General features: G+C 32.7%; 22 protein-coding genes. 3 read left to right on the forward strand and 19 right to left on the reverse strand.

All coding sequences use genetic code 11. The annotated features are described in order from the left end of the window. Window positions 1-25: 25 nt before the first annotated feature. The gene (locus tag J2S72_RS03530; protein WP_023055373.1) at window positions 26-1,372 is read right to left on the reverse strand and encodes a hemolysin family protein; all 1,347 of its coding nucleotides are present in this window, start codon (window positions 1,370-1,372) and stop codon (window positions 26-28) included. Window positions 1,373-1,515: 143 nt separating this feature from the next. Between J2S72_RS03530 and J2S72_RS03535 the strand changes: the two genes are divergently transcribed. Beyond that, complete coding sequence (locus J2S72_RS03535) at window positions 1,516-2,109, forward strand: DUF4230 domain-containing protein (protein ID WP_023055336.1); 594 nt, start codon at window positions 1,516-1,518, stop codon at window positions 2,107-2,109. A 19-nt stretch (window positions 2,110-2,128) separates the two neighbouring features. Continuing rightward, window positions 2,129-3,238 carry an alanine dehydrogenase gene (gene ald, locus J2S72_RS03540; RefSeq protein WP_023055379.1) on the forward strand — a complete coding sequence of 370 codons (1,110 nt, stop codon included), beginning with the start codon at window positions 2,129-2,131 and terminating at the stop codon, window positions 3,236-3,238. Window positions 3,239-3,280: 42 nt separating this feature from the next. Here ald and J2S72_RS03545 read toward each other — a convergent pair whose 3' ends face one another. Genes J2S72_RS03545 through J2S72_RS03555 form a run of 3 tightly spaced genes read right to left on the reverse strand, consistent with a single transcriptional unit; the run spans window position 3,281 to window position 6,611 of the window. After that, window positions 3,281-3,946 carry a helix-turn-helix transcriptional regulator gene (locus J2S72_RS03545; RefSeq protein WP_023055837.1) on the reverse strand — a complete coding sequence of 222 codons (666 nt, stop codon included), beginning with the start codon at window positions 3,944-3,946 and terminating at the stop codon, window positions 3,281-3,283. Next, a complete protein-coding gene (locus J2S72_RS03550; RefSeq protein ID WP_023055859.1) occupies window positions 3,943-5,373 on the reverse strand; it encodes a Na+/H+ antiporter NhaC family protein in 1,431 nt (476 codons plus the stop codon). Before J2S72_RS03550 ends, J2S72_RS03545 begins: the two co-directional genes overlap by 4 nt. 14 nt (window positions 5,374-5,387) lie before the next feature. Then, a complete protein-coding gene (locus J2S72_RS03555) occupies window positions 5,388-6,611 on the reverse strand; it encodes a pyridoxal phosphate-dependent aminotransferase (protein WP_023055857.1) in 1,224 nt (407 codons plus the stop codon). Between the two features lie 197 nt (window positions 6,612-6,808). Between J2S72_RS03555 and J2S72_RS03560 the strand changes: the two genes are divergently transcribed. Then, on the forward strand, window positions 6,809-7,489 hold the full coding sequence (locus J2S72_RS03560; RefSeq protein ID WP_023055854.1) for a TraX family protein: 681 nt from the start codon (window positions 6,809-6,811) through the stop codon (window positions 7,487-7,489). A 135-nt stretch (window positions 7,490-7,624) separates the two neighbouring features. Here the strand turns inward: J2S72_RS03560 and J2S72_RS03565 are convergent, their stop codons facing one another. The 15 genes from J2S72_RS03565 to rplF all read right to left on the reverse strand — a co-directional run bounded on the left by J2S72_RS03565 (window position 7,625) and on the right by rplF (window position 20,294). Next, a complete protein-coding gene (locus J2S72_RS03565; RefSeq protein WP_023055863.1) occupies window positions 7,625-13,117 on the reverse strand; it encodes a leucine-rich repeat protein in 5,493 nt (1,830 codons plus the stop codon). 444 nt (window positions 13,118-13,561) lie between these two features. Beyond that, a complete protein-coding gene (gene rplQ / locus J2S72_RS03570; RefSeq protein WP_023055879.1) occupies window positions 13,562-13,903 on the reverse strand; it encodes a 50S ribosomal protein L17 in 342 nt (113 codons plus the stop codon). 10 nt (window positions 13,904-13,913) lie between these two features. Further along, window positions 13,914-14,861 carry a DNA-directed RNA polymerase subunit alpha gene (locus J2S72_RS03575; protein WP_023055887.1) on the reverse strand — a complete coding sequence of 316 codons (948 nt, stop codon included), beginning with the start codon at window positions 14,859-14,861 and terminating at the stop codon, window positions 13,914-13,916. Between the two features lie 20 nt (window positions 14,862-14,881). Continuing rightward, on the reverse strand, window positions 14,882-15,277 hold the full coding sequence (rpsK, locus tag J2S72_RS03580; protein WP_023055874.1) for a 30S ribosomal protein S11: 396 nt from the start codon (window positions 15,275-15,277) through the stop codon (window positions 14,882-14,884). Window positions 15,278-15,288: 11 nt separating this feature from the next. Further along, a complete protein-coding gene (gene rpsM / locus J2S72_RS03585) occupies window positions 15,289-15,651 on the reverse strand; it encodes a 30S ribosomal protein S13 (RefSeq protein WP_023055871.1) in 363 nt (120 codons plus the stop codon). 12 nt (window positions 15,652-15,663) lie between these two features. After that, window positions 15,664-15,777: a 50S ribosomal protein L36 gene (rpmJ, locus tag J2S72_RS03590; protein ID WP_004820371.1), complete on the reverse strand. Its 114-nt coding sequence runs from the start codon at window positions 15,775-15,777 to the stop codon at window positions 15,664-15,666. A gap of 27 nt (window positions 15,778-15,804) precedes the next feature. Then, window positions 15,805-16,023 (reverse strand): translation initiation factor IF-1, encoded by a 219-nt coding sequence (infA, locus tag J2S72_RS03595; protein ID WP_023055845.1) that lies wholly within the window; start codon window positions 16,021-16,023, stop codon window positions 15,805-15,807. 2 nt (window positions 16,024-16,025) lie between these two features. Beyond that, the gene (locus J2S72_RS03600; RefSeq protein WP_023055852.1) at window positions 16,026-16,289 is read right to left on the reverse strand and encodes a KOW domain-containing RNA-binding protein; all 264 of its coding nucleotides are present in this window, start codon (window positions 16,287-16,289) and stop codon (window positions 16,026-16,028) included. Continuing rightward, window positions 16,273-16,926: an adenylate kinase gene (locus tag J2S72_RS03605; RefSeq protein WP_023055865.1), complete on the reverse strand. Its 654-nt coding sequence runs from the start codon at window positions 16,924-16,926 to the stop codon at window positions 16,273-16,275. Before J2S72_RS03605 ends, J2S72_RS03600 begins: the two co-directional genes overlap by 17 nt. 8 nt (window positions 16,927-16,934) lie before the next feature. Next, window positions 16,935-18,215: a preprotein translocase subunit SecY gene (gene secY, locus J2S72_RS03610; RefSeq protein WP_023055838.1), complete on the reverse strand. Its 1,281-nt coding sequence runs from the start codon at window positions 18,213-18,215 to the stop codon at window positions 16,935-16,937. Next, on the reverse strand, window positions 18,215-18,658 hold the full coding sequence (gene rplO / locus J2S72_RS03615) for a 50S ribosomal protein L15 (protein ID WP_023055880.1): 444 nt from the start codon (window positions 18,656-18,658) through the stop codon (window positions 18,215-18,217). The genes secY and rplO overlap by 1 nt, the downstream gene beginning before the upstream one ends. A gap of 12 nt (window positions 18,659-18,670) precedes the next feature. Further along, the gene (gene rpmD, locus J2S72_RS03620) at window positions 18,671-18,841 is read right to left on the reverse strand and encodes a 50S ribosomal protein L30 (protein ID WP_023055860.1); all 171 of its coding nucleotides are present in this window, start codon (window positions 18,839-18,841) and stop codon (window positions 18,671-18,673) included. Window positions 18,842-18,851: 10 nt separating this feature from the next. After that, window positions 18,852-19,358 carry a 30S ribosomal protein S5 gene (gene rpsE, locus J2S72_RS03625; RefSeq protein WP_023055888.1) on the reverse strand — a complete coding sequence of 169 codons (507 nt, stop codon included), beginning with the start codon at window positions 19,356-19,358 and terminating at the stop codon, window positions 18,852-18,854. Between the two features lie 15 nt (window positions 19,359-19,373). Next, the gene (rplR, locus tag J2S72_RS03630; RefSeq protein ID WP_023055851.1) at window positions 19,374-19,736 is read right to left on the reverse strand and encodes a 50S ribosomal protein L18; all 363 of its coding nucleotides are present in this window, start codon (window positions 19,734-19,736) and stop codon (window positions 19,374-19,376) included. Window positions 19,737-19,757: 21 nt separating this feature from the next. Then, window positions 19,758-20,294, reverse strand: a complete 537-nt coding sequence (rplF, locus tag J2S72_RS03635) for a 50S ribosomal protein L6 (RefSeq protein ID WP_023055870.1) — start codon at window positions 20,292-20,294, stop codon at window positions 19,758-19,760. Window positions 20,295-20,302 lie beyond the last annotated feature (8 nt).

Genomic DNA, 20,302 nt, shown 5'->3' on the forward strand with positions numbered 1-20,302 from the left:
TAGAGCTTATTTTACTTTAATATTTTTATTTTTCTTCTTCTTTTTCTAAATAGTCAGAGTTAAAAATTTCAAGTTTTACTTTTTCAATTCTCTTGTCTTTTGCGCTAAGTTCAGTAAGTTTTAATTGATCTTTATATAAAACGGAGTGGTTTATTTTATCTCCTTGGCTTGGAATAAAGCCTAAAAGCTCTACCATAAGACCTGATATGGTCTCGTGATTTTCACTATATAATTTTGTATTTAATTCGTCGTTAATGTCATCAAGATTCATACGGCCGTCTATTATAAAGGTGTCTTTTGAAATCTTTTCAATCTTCGGCTCGTTTTTATCATACTCGTCTTCTATCTCTCCAACTATTTCTTCGACTATATCTTCTACTGTTACCATTCCAGAAAAACCACCGTACTCATCTATTAATATGGCAACATAATTTTTGCTTGCCTGCAATTCTTTTAAAAGTTGGTCGATTTTTTTTGTTTCCGGAACAAAGTAGGGTTCTTTTAAAATATTATCTAAGGATATATCTTTATAGTTTCTCTTTGTATATTCTGCAAATAAATCTTTAATGTACAAAGTTCCTACTATGTTATCAGTATTTTCTTTATATACCGGCATTCTGGAAAAGCCTTTTTCCAGGATTTCCTTTATCATTTCTTTATTAAATTCATCATAGTCAATCATATAGATGTTTGTTCTTGGAGTCATGATTTCATAGGCTAATCTGTCGTCAAATTCCATTATGTTGACTATCATTTCTTCTCCGGCACTGTTTATTACACCCTGCTCTTGAGAAACTTTTATATAACTTTTAAGTTCTTCTTCGGATATTTTTTCTTCCACATCTTCAGAATATTTGCCAAGAAGTTTTAAAACCAAACTTGTGGCAAGAGATGTGAGTTTTACAAAAGGAAAAGTCAATTTTGTAAAGATTTCTATTGTTCCTGCTGAAAAAAGTGCTACTTTTTCCGAATTTTGAAGAGCTATTCTCTTTGGAACAAGCTCACCAAACACAAGGGTTATAAAGGATAGGATAAAGGTTACTAAAATAAGTGCTATAGTATGGCCATACATTATCCCAAAAGCTAAAAATCTTTGTCCCAAAGCACGAGAAACTGTTGTCGCTGCACTTGCTGATGAGAAAAATCCCGCAAGTGTGATTCCCACTTGTATTGTTGATAAAAATCTGGTTTGATCTTTCGTAATGTTTAAAAGTTTTTTTGCTTTTTCATTGCCTTCTTCAGCCAAAGTTTGTATTTTTGTTTTATTGCAAGATACTATTGCAAGCTCTGCTGAGGCAAAAAAAGCGTTTATAAGTGTTAAAACTATTATTATTAAAAACTGCGGTATTAACCCAGCACCGCCGTCGTCCATATAATTCCCCCTAACATTTAAATATTATATCAAGAATTTAAGCATATTGCCATAATGCTGTAAGTTTATCCTGTTAATTTTTTATGATAAAATAAATGTGTATTTATATTAAATAGAATAAAATTTTAAAATAAGGAGTTCTTATGAAAACAAAGAAAAAATTTATTATAGTAATTGTTATTCTTTTGCTTATAGGAGTTTTTTTCGGTGGTTATAAACTTGGCTCTGAAAAAAAAGAACCTAAGATAAGTGAAAGTCTACTTAAAAACAGACTGGAAAGGGCAAGCCAACTTATAAGCCTTGATTATATTTACACAAATATGAGTGAATACAGCGATGTAAATTATTTTTACGGTTGGGAAGTTCCATTTACTGAAAAAAAGTTTATTATTTCCTACAACGGCTCAATTAAATCGGGAGTTGATTTAAAACAAATGAACATTTCTATTTCCGGCGACACTATTGATATAAAACTCCCTCCGGCTAAAATTCTTGCCCATGAAATAGATGAAAATTCTATAAAAATATTCAATGAAAAAAATTCGATTTTTAATCCTCTAAAGGTTGATGATATGAAAGATTTTACTATTGATCAAAAGGAAAAAGTTGAAAAAGATGCGATAAAAAAAGGCCTTCTTGACCAAGCTTTTACCAAAGCTCAAGAATCAATTATGGAAATTTTAAGTATTGACAAGATCAACGAAAAATATAAAATTAATATTAATAAATTAAATTAGTCTTTATGGGAGGAAGAAAATGATTATAGGAATACCCAAGGAAAATAAGGACACTGAAGCAAGAGTTGCTGCTACTGTTTCTTGTGTTAGAAATTTTACTGAACAAGGACATACTGTTCTTGTTGAAAAAAATGCAGGTTTACAATCGGGTTTTACCGATGAGGAATATAAAAATGCCGGCGCCCAAATAGTTTCTCACGAAGAAGTTTGGACAAAATCTCAAATGATTTATAAGGTTAAGGAACCTCAAGAATGTGATTATAAATATTTAAGAGAAGGCCTTATAATTTTTGCCTACTTGCATTTAGCTGCAAATGAAAAATTATTTAGAGAACTTGTTGAAAAAAAATGTATAGGCATTGCTTTTGAAACTGTAGAAAAAGATGGAAAACTTCCTCTTTTAAAACCTATGAGTGAAATTGCAGGACGACTTGCCCTAGTTGTTGGTGGCTATTATCTTGCAAATTTAAAAGACGGTAAAGGAATGTTAATAGACGGAGTGCCTGGAGTAAAACCTGCAAATGTTGTAATAATAGGAACAGGAACTGTAGGAACTGCAGCAGCTAAAGTTGCCGTAGGTATGGGTGCAAGAGTTACTGTAATCGGCAGAAATACAGAAAGACTTGGACAACTTATTGATATTTTTGGAAACTCAATTGAAACCCTATATTCAAACGAATACAACATTGCAGAAGCTGTAAAAAGTGCAGACCTGGTAATTTCAACAGTTTTAATTACAGGAGCCCTTGCTCCAAAACTTGTAACTGAAGAAATGGTAAAATCCATGGGAAAAGGTTCCGTTATAGTTGACGTTTCCATAGACCAAGGCGGTTCCATAGAAACAACTGCAAATCATCCAACAACTCATTCAAATCCTGTTTTTGAAAAATATGGAGTTATCCACTATGCAGTTGCAAATATACCAGGCTCAGTTCCTAAGACCTCCACACAGGCCCTTTCTAATGCAACCTCATATTATGCCCTTAAAATTGCAAATGAAGGCTGGAGAGAGGCTATAAAAGGCTGTGAAGAATTAAAAAAAGGAGTTAACATGGCGGAAGGTTATGTAACTTTCAAAGCTCTTGCAGATGAATATAAACTTCCCTATACAGATGCTTTAAATATTTAATTTTAAACATTAAAAAAGCTCTAATTTAAATTAGAGCTTTTTTTATTTTTTTATACTTCTTAAATGCAAGTAAACTGTATTTTTTGAAATGTGAAGAATTTTCGAGACTTTTATTACAGAATCTTTAAGATTGAAAATTCCTTTTTCATTTAATCTCAATATTATTTCCTTATTTACATTTGTACTGCTTATTTGAGGATTTTTTTCTACTTCCAATTTTGCATCATTTATTGCACTTATTATTACATCATCTATCTCTGAAACAAAACTCTCCGTATGTCCTGGCCCATCATCTTGATTATAAAAATATGGATTTAAAAATTCCATTACAGATGTGTCCATATAAAAGTTTATACACAAAAGACCTATTAATTTATTTTCAGATCCTTTAATTGCTATTGTTGTTGATTTAAGCCTTCTTCCACTTTTATCTTTATTGAAATAAGAAATATAATTTAAACTTTTATCCGTTTCAAATTTTGTCAACATTGATAAGGCTAAATTTGTTATTGGAGATCCTACTTCTCTGTTTGTATAAAATCCATTTATTATTTTTATTACAGAATTATCCAAGTCATCTAAACTATGAAGAACAAATTCAAATCCGTTCCCCAAGTAGTCTGATAAGCCTTCTAATACGGTTTTATAGGAATCTAATATTTCCTTGTCTTTTGCGTTAAGTTTAATTCTTTTTGTAAATTCAATCATTTTATTTCTTCTTTTGTTTCAAATTTTCTATCCCAGCCTGTCAATATTGATGCCATTAATACTAAAAACATGACCATTGGATAAAAACATCCTAAAAATATTTGACTTGCTGAAATTGATGGAATAAAAGAATATTCACTTTGTAAAGGCATAATTACAGATATGGAAATAAATATAAAGGCACTTATAAATGGAGTTATTGCAGGAAAGGAATTTGCAAAGCATGATAATATATTTGCTCTTCTGTAAGGATGCAAATCATGCTTTTTGCCAATAGCATCGGCAACAGGTCCAAAGGTAAGCACTGATGCACTGGTAACTCCTCCTAAGAATAAGGTTGTTATCATAGAACCTAGGGCTATTAATATTTCAGTTCCTCTTGGTGTTTTTGCCATATTGCTATTTAAGAAAAAGCCTATTATTTTATCTAAGGCACCGCTATCTTCCATAACTCCCATAATTCCAAAGAGAGAAATACAGAAAAGGCATATTCCAACCATTCCGTTAAAACCATTATATAAAAATCCTACTGGTTGGCCTTCTGAAATTGAAAATATTTCATTTGCTGTAAATGCTCCTGTCAAAAGTCCTATTAATATACCGCTTATCAGTCCTCCAGTTATTGCTTTAAATATATCGCTTGTTTTTATGGATATTATTAATAGAACAACAACTGGTATAAGCATCCACAAACCTTTTGCATTCATAGAAGCCATCATATCATGACCTATACTATTTATTTCTGTTTTGCTTCCTCCAAAAATTGCAAACAATACAAGAGCTATAGCTCCTGATATTAAGGCATATTTTAATCTGTAAGCTACAGTTCCTCCAATATCAGCTGTTTCTTCTTTATATTTATAAGTTTGTGTTCCCGTTGATGCAATGGTAACATCAGAAATTGGTGCAAGGTTATCTCCAAAAACTGCTCCTGATAGAATTGCCCCTGCTAAAACTCCTGGGTTTGATCCTAAAGCAATTCCTGCAGGATATAAAATTGGATATGCTGTAAATAAAGTTCCTATTGATGAACCAGTTGCTGCTGTAATTAAACATGTTGTAAGAAAAGTAAAAGCTGTAAATAAACCACCATACAATCCAACTTTATCAGCTAACCATAAAAATCCTTGAGATACTCCACTTACTGCCATAAGTTTTGTAAACATACCTATTAATAAAAGGACAACTATTATTGAAATTGAAGATGATTTCCCTATACCTTCTACTACAGAATTCCAGTATTGACTGTAAGTTTTTGTAAATAAAGCTCCAACTAAAAGCCCTAAAAAACCTCCAACTGCCAAAGCATTCATGTCAAAACTTTTGAAAACTATAAAAAAAAGTATACAAGTTATAAGGAATATTGCCATTGGCAATAAAGACATTGCCCAGCCAAAATGAAATGTAATTTTATTTTTTTCTTTCATAATTACCTCTTATTTTATTTAATTCCTTTTTCTTCAGCTAATTTAGTCAAAGCTGTTTTCATTCTCTCTAAAGCTTCTAATAATTTATTTTCATCTTTGTAAGCTCCGTGAATTATTCTTAAATGTCCTTCTCCCATTTTTCCGTAAGGAGTACCTTCATTTACAACAACATTTGCATTTTCTATAAGATATTGATTTACTTCTGCAGAGCTTCCAAGTTTTGAAATATTAACCCATGACATAAAACTACTTTCAGGCATTGCCATTGTAACTCCCGGAATACTGTTCATTATTTCATAAACTTTTTTTCTTCTACTTTCAAAAATTTTATTGTATTCAGCAACAAAACTATTGTCTTTTAAAGCTGCTATGGCTCCCGCTTGAGCTGCAGTGTTTGTAGCACCTATAACATTTACTGCACATCCGAAGTAAACATCCATTATTTTGTCATCTGCAACAATATAACCTACTCTATATCCACTTAAAGCCATGCCCTTTGAAATTGAAAAAACTGATACTGTTCTTTCCCACATTCCTGGTAAACTTGCAATGGTCACAAATTCAATTCCATCATAGACACTATCTTCAAAAGCTTGGTCACAAACAACAATCAAATCATGCTTTATTGCAACTTCAGCTATAATTTCCAAGCTTTTTCTTCTCAAAACTGTTGTAGTTGGATTTATAGGGTTTGTCAAAATAATTAGTTTAGTTTTATCTGAAATCTTTTCTTCAAGAGCTTCTTTTGAAACTTGATAATTTTTACTTTCATCTAATTCTACTGTAACTGTCTTTCCGCCTAATAATTCGGGATCTAAAAAATTGTTTGGATAACTTGGATCTAAAACTATAACTTCGTCTCCTGGTTCAACAAAAGGCATCATGGCAAAAAATAAACCTGAATCGGAACCCGGTGTAATTAAAATATTCCTTGCTGGATCTACATCTAATTTGTTAAATTTTTTAAGTTTTTGACTAATAAGCTCTTTTAATTCATCATTTCCTATTGGTTTTGTATAGTGAGCTCCTGTTCCTTTTTTTATTTCAGCAATGGTTGCTTCCTTAACGTGTTCAGGTATACATGGGTCTGGTGCAAATGGATCTGCCCAACACATAAGTGCCGCTCCCTTTGCAGCTAATTCGTCTAAAGCAGTTCCAACATCAGCTTTTGTTACTTTTTCAAATAGTCCACCTTTTATTCCTCTAAAGGCAGGTGACATTTTTTCTCTTATATTCATAATTCCCTCCTATTAAAATATTGTCTGATTTAATCTTTCTTTAAGGAGAATTATAACACTAAAATATTTTTTATTCAATAGTCTATTTTTCATTCTCGTTAATATTTTTCATTTAATTAATAACTTTTTATATACCCTTAAAATAAATTCATTTTTAAAATTAAATTATTTTTTATATAATTGAAAAGAGGTGGAAAATGAAATTTAAAACTAATGCTTTCTTTTTAAAAATACTGGCTATTGTTACTATGGTAATTGATCATATGACTCTTGCTCTATCTTCTTTTTTGTCTGATAAAATTTATTTTTTAGGTAGGGGCATTGGAAGGATTTCTTTTCCTATTTTTGCTTATTTAATTGCTCAGGGTTTTTACAAAACTAAAAACAGAAAAAAGTATTTATTTAGGCTTTTTCTTGTGGGATTTATTAGTGAAGTGCCCTTTGACCTTCTTGTTTTCAATAATTTTTTTGATTTGTCTTATAATAATGTTTTTTGGACTTTATCTCTTGGTTTGTTTTCTCTTATGTCCTATGATTGGGTTCTTTCTTATTTTTCTGATAAAGATATTTTTTTGAGAAATCTTCTATCTTTTATTCCTTTTATTGCTTGTCTTTTTGTCAGTCATTTTTTAAAAAGTGATTATGGTGCTTTTGGGGTTGCTTTAATTTTTTTATTCGGCCAAGTTTATTTTCGCAAAGATTTATATTTTATTCCGGGCCTTTTAATTTTTTTACATACTCCTCTTGCGGCTTTTTCTATGCCTTTTATTGTTTTAGATGATCATTCTATGGGTCGTAAAATTCCTAAGCTTATTACTTATGGTTTTTATCCTTTTCACATTATTTTAGGTCTTATTTTGCGTGATTTTATTTTTTAATTTTAATAATCACAGGTTGTAAATTTAAATGTTATAAAAATAAAAAATACCAGAGAAAATATAAATTCTCTCTGGTATTTGATTTAACTTTATGGTGTAACCAAAATGTCTATTTTTTTGATTATTTTCTTGTGATTATTTTTTTTCGCTGAAATTATAAATTATTTGTGCTAATTCAGCTCTTTTGAAATTACCCTTTGGATTGAATGTGTTTTCATTAGTTCCATGTATAATGCCTAAATTTACAAGGTCTGTTACTGCATCTCTTGCCCATTCTGGAATAGCCTTAGCGTCTTTAAATTTTATAGTTTCCTTTTTAGTAGGTTTATCTAATTTTAATATTTTTGCCATTCTGTGGATAATTGTTGCCATTTCAGCCCTGCTTATTGTGGAATCTGGATCAAATTTCCCATTTCCTCTTCCTAGGATAATTTTATTTTCTTTTGCCCACGAAATAAATGGAGAATAATACTTGTCTGAACTTACGTCTACAAAGCCAGCTTTATTTGCTTTATTACTTATTCCTGCGTATCTTGCAAGAACTGTTATAAATTCTGCTCTTGTTACTGGTTTTTCTGGATTGAAGTTTGAATCATCTGCTATGTCTTTAAAGTATCCTTTTTCTATACATAGGTCTATTGCTTTTTTTGCCCAATGATTTTCGTAGTCTTTTTGTATTTTTTGTGTTTCTTCTTTCTTTTCTATTTCTTTTGGTTTTTCATTTTGTGAGCTCAATACTATGCTAAAATGTCCTTGATATCTGTCATGTCTTTCTTCAACTTTAGGAGTCGGAGTTATTTCAGGATTTTCTTTTCCTGGATTTTCTTTTCCTGGGACTTCATGTTTTTCATACTTAGAAAGGGCATTTTGAATTGCCTTGTGGATTATGCGTGAGCTTACTGTAGCTCCAGAAATAGAGTCTATTCCTAATTTTTTACCTAATTGATTTCCTAATACTTCATCCACGCTCTTGCCTATATAAGATCTCATAATTGGTAGGGCTTTTTTAAAATATCCTCCATTGTGTTCTTCGTCTTCATTTGGATCGTCATGAACAGTTTTATTATCTATTACATGAATTATTTTTCCTTCCTTTACCCAAACTTTTACCTTTATAGTGTAAGGTTCTATATAGTGAGTTCTTTTTACGTCAGCTTCTCCTTCAAGCTCTATGGCTCCCTCTAAAGGATTTTCAACTCCTGTTAGGCTCTTTAATGCTAAGTCTAAATCGCTTATTAGTTGTTCAACTGCTTGGTCAGAAATATTTATAACCATTAATTTTTCTTTTGCTCTTTTGTAAGATATTTCAACTTGTTGCCATTTTTCTTTGTCAAATTTTTGTGAATTGGCATCTAAAAGTTCCTTTTCAAACATTAAAGTGTTTATTTCTGATCTCTTGTTTGCAAATTTCATTTCTTTTGTAGCACCAACTACACTTGCTTTTGATGCTTTAGAGTCTTGATTTATACTTTTTGCTTCCTTTAATGCATTTTCAAAATATGCCTTAAATTCTTTTGTCAGCTTATTCTTGTCTACTTTTTCTGCCAAATCAATTTGATTTTTAAGCTCAGCCTTGTCAGTGTCTGTTGCTAAAACTTTAGGATTTACTATAAATGTCTTTCCTTCGTCATCATGAATGTTATTGTTGTCAATATTTATGACAACAGCTTTTGGATTTGCTTCGCTTGGGTTGTTAGCAAATGCTTGGAAACCTAAAACTTTAAGCGTAGAAGGCATATTAAGCTCTGTAAATTTGTTGTTTCCAAAAGCTTGATTTCCAATTACTTCAAGTCCTTCAGGCAATTTAATATCTTTCAAATTATTATCTGCAAATCCAAGATATTTTATTTCCTTTAATTTAGATCCTTCTTTAAATTTAACTTCATTCAAATTACTTTTTCTAAACGCTGCATCCATTATAGTATTTACGCTTGCTGGAAGTTCTATGGAGCCTAGGTCAGTTTCATAGAAGCAGGCCTGATCAATGTATTCTAGCTTATCGTTAAATTCCACTTTCAAGTCAAAATTGCTCATGAAAACGCCCATTCCTAATGTCTTTAAATCTCTCGGAAGTTTCACCTTGCTTATTTCGTTAAATTGCAAAGCATAGTCCTCAATTTCGACAACAGTATCTGGAATTTGGACAGATTTTATATCAAACCCTTGGTTTAGATTTCTAAATGCATCCATGCCTATTACTTTTAAGTCTTTTCCATCAGGTGTTTTTGCAGGTATGACTAGATTTTTATTCTTTCTAATTTTTAATAGACCTTGATCTGAAAAGCCTTCAAGCTTATCCTTCTTGTAGGTAAAGTCTTCTTGAGTCCATTTAGTGTAATCAATAGTTGGTCCTTGTCCTGGATTTTTAGGATCTACTATATAATTTTCTTTGTCTTTTAATTTGTTAGGATTTTTGCCAGATTTTGTCCTTATAACTAATTTTCCATTGTAGGCATCAGAACCTGTATTTGTTTCAAAGGCTTGCTTGCCTATTGTTTTTAAGCTATCAGGTACTATAATTTCTTCAAGATTATTTTCAGCAAAAGCTAAATCTGATATAGCTTCTATATCGCCCTTAAATTCAACCTTGTTGAGTTTATTGCCCCTCATAAGGACTGCTGGTATCTCAGTTATTCCCTTAGGCACAATCAAGCTTGTAATTTCATTTCTAAAAAATACAGCTTCACCAAGACCCAATAAACTATCAGGTAGCTTTATCTCTCCGCTTATATTATTAAAAGCAAAGGCCATTTGACCGATATATTTGTAGCCTTCAGGTATTGACAGATCACCAGTGATTCCCTTTTCGCCATATTTACCCATGAAGGCCACATCAGTGACAGCTTCAACTTTTTTTCCCTTGGTATCCTTACTTGGAAGCACAAGTTTTTTTAGAGTCTTGGATTTTTTTAATCCAGCTTCAGAAAATCCCGCAACTGCATTTAAGTTTACTGTGGTCTCTACATTGTTTTCTTCATATTTAATGGGCATTTCTTTATATTTGAAGTCTTCGGCTGTCCATTCTGATTCGTGCTTATCCGGTTTTGAAGGTTCAGAGCTTGTATTCCTTACAATAACTTCCCAGAAATTACCACTATCTCCAATTGTTTCTTTGATTTTATCAGAGGAAACATAGCATTTTACCGTTATATTTTCATAATTTAAAAACGCATTTCCCTCTATATAAAGCATAGAGTCTGGTAGTTCGATTTCTGTTAAACCAGAGCTTGAAAATGCTTGTTCTCCTATTGTTTCATAGCCCTTTGGTATTACAATTTTCTTTATTTGAGGATCTACGTCACTAAAAGCATAATCAGCTACTCCTGTGACTTTCTTTCCCTTAGTGTCTACTTCCGGCAATTTTAAAGTAACATCTTCTCCCAGTTTCTTGTATTTCTGTAAACCTTCTCTGGAAAAATCTGAAACTTTATCTTTTTCATAAGAAAAATCACTGGCTACAAACTCAACTGTTTGCTTCTCAGCTTGCTTAGGATCTACTATATAGTTATTTCCAGCTTTTATATTGTTTGGATTATTCTTTTGAGGTGTCCAAAGGATTACCTTATTTTCGCCTTTTTTAAGTGGATTTTCCTTGCCAATGTTTCCATCAAAAACATCTCTTTCTATACAGCCCTTCTTTAAGCTTAAAGGTATATTTACTTCCTTTATTTTGTTGTTTTTAAATGCCTCTGCCCAAATACGATCCGTTTTGTTTCCTAGGGTAAGGCTTGCTATCTGATTGTCCATAAAAGAGCTTGGTCCTATGGATGTACAAGAATTAGGAAGTACAAGACTTGTCAGTTTATTTCCCTTAAAGGCTGCTTTAGATGGATATTTGAATGTTTCTGGCAATGTTAAATTTGTCAGTTCATTATTTTCAAAGGCACTATCTTGAACATAAAGAAGTCCATCGTGTAATTTAAGATTTTTTATGCCACAATTTTTAAAGGCCCTGCTTTGGATATGGGTGTAATTTCCAGGTATATCTACACTTTCAATCTTTTTGTCCTTGAAGGCATCGTCTTCTACCCATACCGGCTTATATCCATTTGGATCTTTCTCAGGTAAAACAAGGTTTTTATTGCTTTCAAGTTTTTTTATTCCTTTTTCAGATAGACCTGTCAAACAATAGTATGCTTGAGCATCCTCATTGTCTGGCTCTGGATCATAAGTGTAGTAGGTGAAATCCTCTGCACACCATTTATCAAGTGAATATTTGTCCTTTAATTTTATCTCAATAGTCACATCTGCCGAGGGCATAATAAAGCTATTATCTTTGACCTGCAAGTTTGAATATTGTCCTTTTTTTACACTTACTTTCAATATTTCTTTTGTATCGTCAGTAATCTTATAGGACAGACTTACTTTTTCTCCTGCTTTTGCTTCATTAGCTGGGTTTGTAGATAGTGTGACTCCTTTGTCTAAATTGAAATTTATTTTGTATTTATCTACATTTTTCTTTACATCTCTCAAATAGATAAATTTAACTAGTCCACCGCCCTCTTGGTTATCAAAAGCCATGCTGTGTATGCTAACTTTACCCTTTGTGTTATCTATTTCAACATTTTTAAGTCTATTATAAGCAAAAGAATTTAAGCCTATTTTCTCTACTGAGTTTGGAATCCTAAGGCTTTCCAGCTTGTTGTAACAGAAAGCATTTTGTTCAATTACTTTAAGACTATCTGGAAAATCAATTTTAGATATTGAATTTCCTGAAAAGGCGCTATCTTCTATTTTTTCTAAATGTGATGGCAAAATGACTTCTTCAAAGGCAAGTGAAGCATCATCTATTGACCTATTAATAAATGCTAACTTATATATGCTTTTTACCTTTTTACCATCTATAACTGATGGAATATTTAGAATATGGTTAGTCTTTCTCTTTTCTTGGCCTTTGCTACTAAGCCCAGTTATTACAAGACCTTCTTCTTCCCTGGCTCTTTCTCTTACAGTAAAATCTTCTTCTGTATATTCATTAGATGCCTTAGCTGTTATGGTGAAATCTTCTTTTTTACAATTTGAAAATTCTATTTTGTCTATTTTCGAAATATGTAAATTTGTGCTTTTATCAAAGGCATCTTTAAAAATTTTTGTTACTGAATCTGGCACTTCTACATCAGAAATATTATTTTCTGCAAAAGAAAAAGCAGAAATCTCCGTCAAAGAATTCGGCAAGGTCAAGTGCTTAATTTGATTTTTCCTAAATGCACTATATCCTATTTTTTTAATAGTATTAGGCAAATTTAGCTCTTCTATATTATTTCCATAAAAAGCTTGACTGCCTATTTCTGTTATTTGATCGGAAAAAATTATAGACTTTATTCCCAAATTTTCAAATCCAGATTGGCTAATCATATAAATAGGATTGCCATGGTTAGTCTTTAAGCTTGGAAAATATAAGACTCCATTGTTTGCCTTTAGTTTATCCTTTCCTCTTTCAGAGAGTCTTGAAAAGGATACTCCTTGAAAAAAGAAATCCTCCTCATTCCACTCTTTTGTACTGATACTTTCTCTTTTAGAGCCTACTTTTGTAGAATCTTCTTCTGCATATATTATCTGTCCTGGAAGACAAGAAAATAATACTACAAAAGCCAAAAGTAAACTCAGCAACTTTCTTACTTTTTTCATAAAATCCCCCTTTTGGTATTGATAATAATTATCTTTAGCTATATTACATCATGTTCTTTTTTCTTTGTCAATAAATTAGTTGCATCCAATTAAAAAAATATTAATTTGTTTTTTAATTATCTAATTTTTATTTTAAGACTCTATAAAATTAAGATAATGATTAATAAAGAAAAATCAGAAATTGAAGAAAAATGAAAAAACTGAAAGATATAAAGACATGTTTTAAGAAATAATTTGCGGCCATTAAAAGGAAAAGTTCATACTTTTTTATAGAAAATTATTATCCTGCTTTCTTTTTTTTAATGTTAGAAATATTTATGGTCTAAAAAATATTTTTATATTAAGAATTTTTTAGAGACTCATTTTTTAAGTAGATATTATATGGCATAAAAAAAGTATCTCGACATTTTCGAGATACTATTTAAAAATATTTTTAAATTTTATTTATACTAATTGTAGTATTGCAACTTCCGCTGCATCTCCACGACGTGGACCTTTTTTTAATATTCTTGTATAGCCACCGTTTCTTTCTTGATATTTGGGTGCTATTTCTGTGAATAATTTTGTCACTACATCTTCATCATATATATATGCAAGGGCTTGTCTTCTTGCGTGAAGATCGCCTCTTTTTCCAAGGCTTATCATTTTTTCTGCCATTCTTCTTGTTTCTTTTGCTCTTGTTAATGTTGTTTCTATTTGTCCTTCTCTTAAAAAGCTTGTTACAAGATTACGAAGCATGGCAAGTCTGTGGTCTGTTGGTCTTCCCAATTTTCTGAGTTTTGCCATCTTTACCTCCTTACTCTTCTTCTTCTCTTAGACCTAGTCCAAGTTCTGCTAATTTATTTCTCACTTCGTCAAGTGATTTTTTCCCTAAGTTTCTAACTTTCATCATGTCTTGTTCTGATTTGTTTGTAAGTTCTTCTACCGTGTTTATGTTTGCTCTCTTCAAGCAGTTGAAGCTTCTTACTGAAAGGTCAAGTTCTTCTACTGTCATTTCTAAAACTTTTCCTTTTTGATCTTCTTCTTTTTCTACCATGATGTTTACTTCACTTACATGGTCTGTTAGGCCTATAAATAGTTTCAAGTGTTCTGTTAGAATTTTTGCTGCAAGGGATGTTGCTTCATCGGCTTTCATTGAACCGTCTGTTGTTACTTCTAATATTAGTTTGTCGTAATCTGTTCTGTTTCCAACTCTTGTGTTTTCTACTTTCCAGTTTACTTTTTTTATTGGCGTGTAATTTGAATCTATAGGTATTACTCCTATTGTATTCACTTCTTCTTGTTTGAGTTCAGAAGGCTCGTATCCACGTCCTCTTTCCACTGTCATCTCGATATAGACATCAGCATCTTCGTTTAATGTTGCTATATGTTGATCAGGGTTTATTATTTGAAGTTCTGGCGGACATTGTATGTCTTTTGCCGATAGTTCTCCTGGTCCTTTTTTTTCTATAACAACATTTACAGGTTCATCTTCTGTTAGTTTTAATACCACACTTTTTATGTTCAGGATTATTTCCGGAACGTCTTCTAAAACTCCAGGAATTGTTGCAAATTCATGCTCTACTCCCCTTATGTTTAAGAAGGTTACTGCTGAACCCGGTAGTGATGATAATAAAACTCTACGTAGTGAGTTTCCTATTGTAATGCCGTATCCACTTTCAAGGGGTTCCACTACAAATTTTCCAAATTTGCCATCTTCGCTTAATTCTTCAATTTTTATGCTAGGCTTTTCTATTTCTATCATGGGTTCCCTCCTCTTGGGTATTAAACTCTTCTACGTTTAGGCGGTCTGCATCCGTTATGTGGAATAGGTGTTACATCTTTTATCATTGTAACTTCTAAGCCTGATGCTTGAAGTGATCTTATGGCTGCTTCTCTTCCTGAACCCGGTCCTTTTACATAAACTTCTACTGTTTTTAGTCCATGTTCTTTTGCTTTTGCTGCTGCTGATTCTGCTGCTTCTTGTGCTGCAAACGGTGTTGACTTTCTTGATCCTCTAAATCCAAGTTGTCCTGCGCTTGCCCAGGAGATTACATTTCCGCTCATATCTGTTAGAGTAACCATTGTGTTGTTAAAAGTTGATGCTATATGAGCTTGACCTTTTTCTATATTTTTACGCTCACGTCTTCTAACTCTTGTTACTTTTTGTTTTTTAGCCATGTCTACCTCCTTTATTTATTCTTTGAAACTAATTTTTTAGGACCTTTTCTGGTTCTTGCATTAGTTTTTGTTTTTTGTCCACGTACAGGTAATCCTTTTTTATGACGTATTCCTCTATAGCAGTTAATTTCTCTAAGTCTTTTTATATTTAATGCTATATCTCTACGTAAGTCTCCTTCTACGTGATATTTATCTATTTCATCTCTTATGCGAGCTAATTCACCTTCTGTGAGGTCTTTTACTCTTGTGTCCAAATCGACTTCTGCATTTTTTAGTATTTCTCTTGATCTGTTTTTACCAATGCCGAAGATATATGTTAATCCGATTTCAACACGTTTTTCCCTAGGTAAGTCTATACCAGCAATTCTTGCCATTTCATACCTCCATTAGCCTTGTCTTTGTTTGTGCTTCGGGTTTTCGCAAATAACCATTACTCTACCTTTACGCTTAATGATTTTGCATTTTTCGCACATCTTTTTTACAGATGGTCTTACTTTCATCTTATCCCTCCTAAGTCACAATAGGGTTTATTTATTTCTCCAAGTTATTCTGCCGCGAGTTAAGTCATAGGGTGACAGCTCTACTGTTACCTTGTCTCCTGGCAAAATCCTTATATAGTTCATTCTTAACTTTCCTGAGATGTGTGCAAGTATTACGTGCCCATTCTCAAGTTCTACTTTAAAATTTGTGTTAGGTAAAGCATCTATAACTTTGCCTTCTACTTCTATTACATCTTCTTTTGCCACAGTCAGGCCTCCTTATTTATAACCTTTAGCGATTTTCTTATATAGCTGTCGTTTAAATTTTCAACATGTAAGTCTATTAATGCATTATATGGTTTTAAGTGCATTACTTTTTTTAGTTTAGGTCTTTCTAATTTTCTAAGTTTCCCATCTACTATTTTTACATATTTCTCATCAACTATTTCAAGTATCGCAAAGATTTTTCCCTCATCTCTTCCTGCTAATGACTTTACCACTTGACCTGTTTTCAGTCTAAGCGTCTTTTGCATCTAAACTCTTCTCTATTCTTTTAAAGGTTTCTTTCATGTCTCCTTTGCCATCTACATCAAGGAGTAAATTTTGTGCCTTATAGTAGTCTATTAGAGGTGATGTTTGATCAAAGTAAACTTGTATTCTGGTCTTTACTGTGTCCTCTGTATCGTCGTCTCTTTGGAAAAGCGGTCCTCCACATTTATCACATTTGCCTTCTTCTTTTGGTGCTTTATTTTTTACGTGATAGGTTGCTCCGCAGCTTTTACATACTCTTCTTCCAACTGCTCTTTCTACTAAAATTCCTGTGTCTACATTGATGTTTATTACTGAATCCAATTTTTTATTTTGTGAATCAAGAAATGCATCAAGAGCCACTGCTTGAGCTACTGTTCTTGGAAATCCGTCTAATAAGAATCCTTTTTTTGTGTCATCCCATGTTAAACGGTCTTTTACAATATCAATTACTACTTGGTCAGGAACTAAAAGTCCTTTGTCCATATATGATTTTGCTTTTTTGCCAAGATCTGTTCCATTTTTTATGTTTTCTCTGAATATGTCTCCGGTTGAGATGTGAGGAACTTTATATTTGTCGATTATAAAATCTGCTTGTGTTCCTTTACCTGCTCCTGGAGGTCCTAAAATTACGAGTCTCATTATTCCTCCTATTTCTTTAAGAATCCTTTGTAATGTCTCATTAACATTTGTTGTTCAAGAACTCTTGCAGTTTCCAAAATAACGCCGACAACAATTAGTATTGATGTTCCGCCATAGTTGAATCTTAAGTGTGCAACTCTTGTTAAAATTGTTGGAAGTACAGTTAAAATTGCAAGGGCTATTGCTCCTGGCAATACTAATCTGTTAACACTTCTTCCAAGATAGTCACTTGTTGGTTTTCCTGGTCTTATTCCAGGGATAAATCCACCGTTTTGTTGCAAGTTCTTTGAATATTCAACTGTGTTGAACTGAATAGTTGTATAGAAAAATGTGAAGAATATTATCAATACTATTGATAACAATACATATATTACTATTCCCGGTCCCCCTTGTGGTGTAAGCCATTTTATTACAAAGTCTTGGAATTTTCCTGGACCTGTAAACATTATAAGGGTTGATGGAATTGCAAGTAGTGAGTTTGCAAAAATTATTGGCATAACTCCTGTCATAAGAACTTTAATAGGTATGTGAGTTGATTGTCCTCCATACATTTTTCTTCCGACTACTCTTTTTGCATATTGAACCGGTATTCTTCTTTCACCTTCGTTGAGTATTACTACGAAGAATACTATTGCTATTGCAAGCACAATGTATAGTGCTAGAAAAGCCCAGTGTACTCTTCCCATTTTTACTAATAGAAATGATTGGTATAAATCTCTTGGCATTCTAACTATTATACCTGCAAAGATGATTATTGATATACCATTTCCTATTCCTTTTTCTGTAATTTGTTCTCCTATCCAAATTAGCAATGCTGTTCCTGCTACTATAGATAGAATAACAACCAACTTTTGCAATAGTGTATGAGCAAGGACTGCATCTTTAAATAATACAAATGTAAATCCTATTGCTTGTACTAATGCTATTGCTATAGAAAGATATCTTGTATATTTTGCAATTTTCTTTCTACCTGTATCTCCTTCTTTAGCCAATGATTCCAGTGAAGGAATGGCTATTGTAAGAAGTTGTAATACAATTGATGCAGTAATATATGGTGTTATATTTGCTGCAAAAATTGTAAAGTTGGAGAAGTTTCCTCCTGCCATCATATCAAGAAATGTTAATACTCCGGCATTGTTACCGCTAAATAATTGTGCTATTGCTTCTTTATTCATAAACGGTACTGTTATGTGTGATCCTAATCTGTATACCAAAAGCATGAAAAGCGTAAATAGCATCTTTTTTCTTAATTCCGGTATTTTCCAAGCATTTTTAAATGTGGACAGCATTAGATCACCTCAATCCTTCCTCCAGCTGCTTCTATTTTTTCAGCTGCAGATTTTGAGAAATGGCTAGCTTTAACTGTTAGTTTTACACTTATTTCTCCTTGGCCAAGAATTCTAACACCGTCTTCTAATTTACTGATGCATCCTTTTTCTAATAATAATTCAGGTGTTACTTCAGTTCCTTCTTCAAAGTTATTTAAATCCTTAACATTTACAACTGCAAATTTTTTTGCAAAGATGTTTGTAAAACCTCTTTTTGGAAGTCTTCTGAATAGAGGCATTTGACCACCTTCAAATCCAGGTCTTACTCCACCGCCGCTTCTTGCGTTTTGACCTTTGTGTCCACGTCCGGAGGTTTTTCCTGTACCGCTTCCGATACCTCTACCTAATCTTTTTTTAGCTTTTACTCCGCCGCCTTCTGCAGGTCTTAAGTTGTGTAATTTCATGGTCGCACCTCCTTATTCAGTAACCTCTAACATATAATCTATTTTCTTGATCATACCTCTTATTTGAGGATTATCTTCATGTTCAACAACCTGTCCGATTTTTCTAAGTCCCAATGCTTTTACTGTTCTTTTGTGAGACTCCATTTTACCGATAGGGCTTTTTACTAATTTTATCTTAAGCATGTTTACCCCCTTAACCTAAAATTTCATCAACAGACTTGTTTCTAAGTTTTGCTACACTTTGTGCTGTCTTTAGTTGTCTAAGCGCATCCATTGTTGCATTTACGATATTTCTCGGATTGTTTGTGCCCAAGTTTTTAGTACGAATGTCTGAAATTCCTGCAAGTTCTAATACTGCACGAACAGCTCCTCCGGCTATAACTCCTGTACCTTCGCGGGCAGGTTTTAAGAAAACTCTTCCTGCTCCAAATATTCCAACTACTTGGTGAGGAATACTTGTGCCTAATAGGTTTACTTTAACTATATGTTTTCTTGCATCTTGAACTGCTTTTCTAATTGCTTCTGGTACTTCAAGAGCTTTTCCTGTTCCAACTCCAACGTATCCGTTTTTATCTCCTACAACTACAAGAGCGGAAAATCTGAAGTTTCTACCACCTTTTACTACTTTTGCTACTCTGTTGATTGCTACAACTCTTTCTTCAAGTTGTAATTCATCAGGGTTTATTAGTGAATATTCCATATTTCCCCTCCTTAATTAAAATTTAAGTCCGGCTTCTCTTGCCGCTTCAGCAAGTGCCTTTATACGTCCGTGATATAGATAACCGGATCTGTCAAATACTACTTCTTCTATTCCATTATCCAAAGCACGTTTTGCAATGCTTTCTCCTATTTTCTTTGCCGCTTCAATGTTGTGAGTTTGTTCAAGACCAAGTGCTTTATCAAGTGTTGAAGCACTTACAAGAGTTGCTCCATTTTCATCATCTATTAATTGAGCATAGATGTGCTTTCCTGATCTGAACACACTAAGTCTTGGGCAAGAAGAAGTTCCGGAGATTTTATTTCTGATTCTGTGTTGTCTTTTAACACGTGTTTCTTTTTTATCTACTTTTTTAAACACTATTTATTCTCCTTCCTACTATTACTTACCGGTCTTTCCGACTTTACGTCTTATAACTTCATCAACATACTTGATTCCCTTACCTTTATAGGGTTCAGGTTGTCTAAATCCTCTAATATATGCAGCATATTCTCCAACTTTTTGTTTGTCAATGCCTTTTACAATCATCTTATTTGGAGCCGGTACTTCAACTTCTATTCCCTCAGGATCTTCAAGATCAAGTGGATGTGAAAGTCCAAGAGTTAAGCTTAATTTTTTACCTGCTTTTTGAGCTCTGTAACCTGTTCCTACTATCTCAAGTTCTTTTTGATATCCTTCAGTAACGCCGATGATCATATTGTATATAAGAGTTCTTGTAAGTCCGTGAAGCGCTCTAATCTTTTTTTCTTCATTAGGTCTTTGAACAACAATTTCGTTGTTTTCCATCTTTATATCTAAGTTATTGTTAAATGTGTTAACCAATTCTCCTTTTGGGCCTTTAACTTTAACGTTAGTTCCGTCAATGTTAACTGTTACTCCAGCGGGGATTTCAATTGGTTTTTTTCCGATTCTGGACATTTTTCACC

The sequence above is a fragment of the Peptoniphilus koenoeneniae genome (assembly GCF_030812875.1).
GTDB lineage: Bacteria > Bacillota > Clostridia > Tissierellales > Peptoniphilaceae > Peptoniphilus_B > Peptoniphilus_B koenoeneniae.

Coding starts and splice junctions, on each gene's coding strand:
- rplO (WP_023055880.1), bottom strand. CDS start 18,658: ATGAAATTACACAACTTAAGACCTGCAGAAGGCGGCGGAGTAAAAGCT.
- rpsE (WP_023055888.1), bottom strand. CDS start 19,358: ATGGAATATTCACTAATAAACCCTGATGAATTACAACTTGAAGAAAGA.
- rpsK (WP_023055874.1), bottom strand. CDS start 15,277: ATGGCTAAAAAACAAAAAGTAACAAGAGTTAGAAGACGTGAGCGTAAA.
- rplQ (WP_023055879.1), bottom strand. CDS start 13,903: ATGGCAAAACTCAGAAAATTGGGAAGACCAACAGACCACAGACTTGCC.
- rpmD (WP_023055860.1), bottom strand. CDS start 18,841: ATGCTTAAGATAAAATTAGTAAAAAGCCCTATCGGTAAAATGGAGTCT.
- J2S72_RS03530 (WP_023055373.1), bottom strand. CDS start 1,372: ATGGACGACGGCGGTGCTGGGTTAATACCGCAGTTTTTAATAATAATA.
- J2S72_RS03555 (WP_023055857.1), bottom strand. CDS start 6,611: ATGAATATAAGAGAAAAAATGTCACCTGCCTTTAGAGGAATAAAAGGT.
- rpsM (WP_023055871.1), bottom strand. CDS start 15,651: ATGGCAAGAATTGCTGGTATAGACTTACCTAGGGAAAAACGTGTTGAA.
- J2S72_RS03535 (WP_023055336.1), top strand. CDS start 1,516: ATGAAAACAAAGAAAAAATTTATTATAGTAATTGTTATTCTTTTGCTT.
- rpmJ (WP_004820371.1), bottom strand. CDS start 15,777: ATGAAAGTAAGACCATCTGTAAAAAAGATGTGCGAAAAATGCAAAATC.
- secY (WP_023055838.1), bottom strand. CDS start 18,215: ATGCTGTCCACATTTAAAAATGCTTGGAAAATACCGGAATTAAGAAAA.
- rplF (WP_023055870.1), bottom strand. CDS start 20,294: ATGTCCAGAATCGGAAAAAAACCAATTGAAATCCCCGCTGGAGTAACA.
- ald (WP_023055379.1), top strand. CDS start 2,129: ATGATTATAGGAATACCCAAGGAAAATAAGGACACTGAAGCAAGAGTT.
- J2S72_RS03550 (WP_023055859.1), bottom strand. CDS start 5,373: ATGAAAGAAAAAAATAAAATTACATTTCATTTTGGCTGGGCAATGTCT.
- J2S72_RS03605 (WP_023055865.1), bottom strand. CDS start 16,926: ATGAGACTCGTAATTTTAGGACCTCCAGGAGCAGGTAAAGGAACACAA.
- J2S72_RS03575 (WP_023055887.1), bottom strand. CDS start 14,861: ATGATAGAAATAGAAAAGCCTAGCATAAAAATTGAAGAATTAAGCGAA.
- J2S72_RS03565 (WP_023055863.1), bottom strand. CDS start 13,117: ATGAAAAAAGTAAGAAAGTTGCTGAGTTTACTTTTGGCTTTTGTAGTA.
- J2S72_RS03545 (WP_023055837.1), bottom strand. CDS start 3,946: ATGATTGAATTTACAAAAAGAATTAAACTTAACGCAAAAGACAAGGAA.
- J2S72_RS03560 (WP_023055854.1), top strand. CDS start 6,809: ATGAAATTTAAAACTAATGCTTTCTTTTTAAAAATACTGGCTATTGTT.
- J2S72_RS03600 (WP_023055852.1), bottom strand. CDS start 16,289: ATGCAAAAGACGCTTAGACTGAAAACAGGTCAAGTGGTAAAGTCATTA.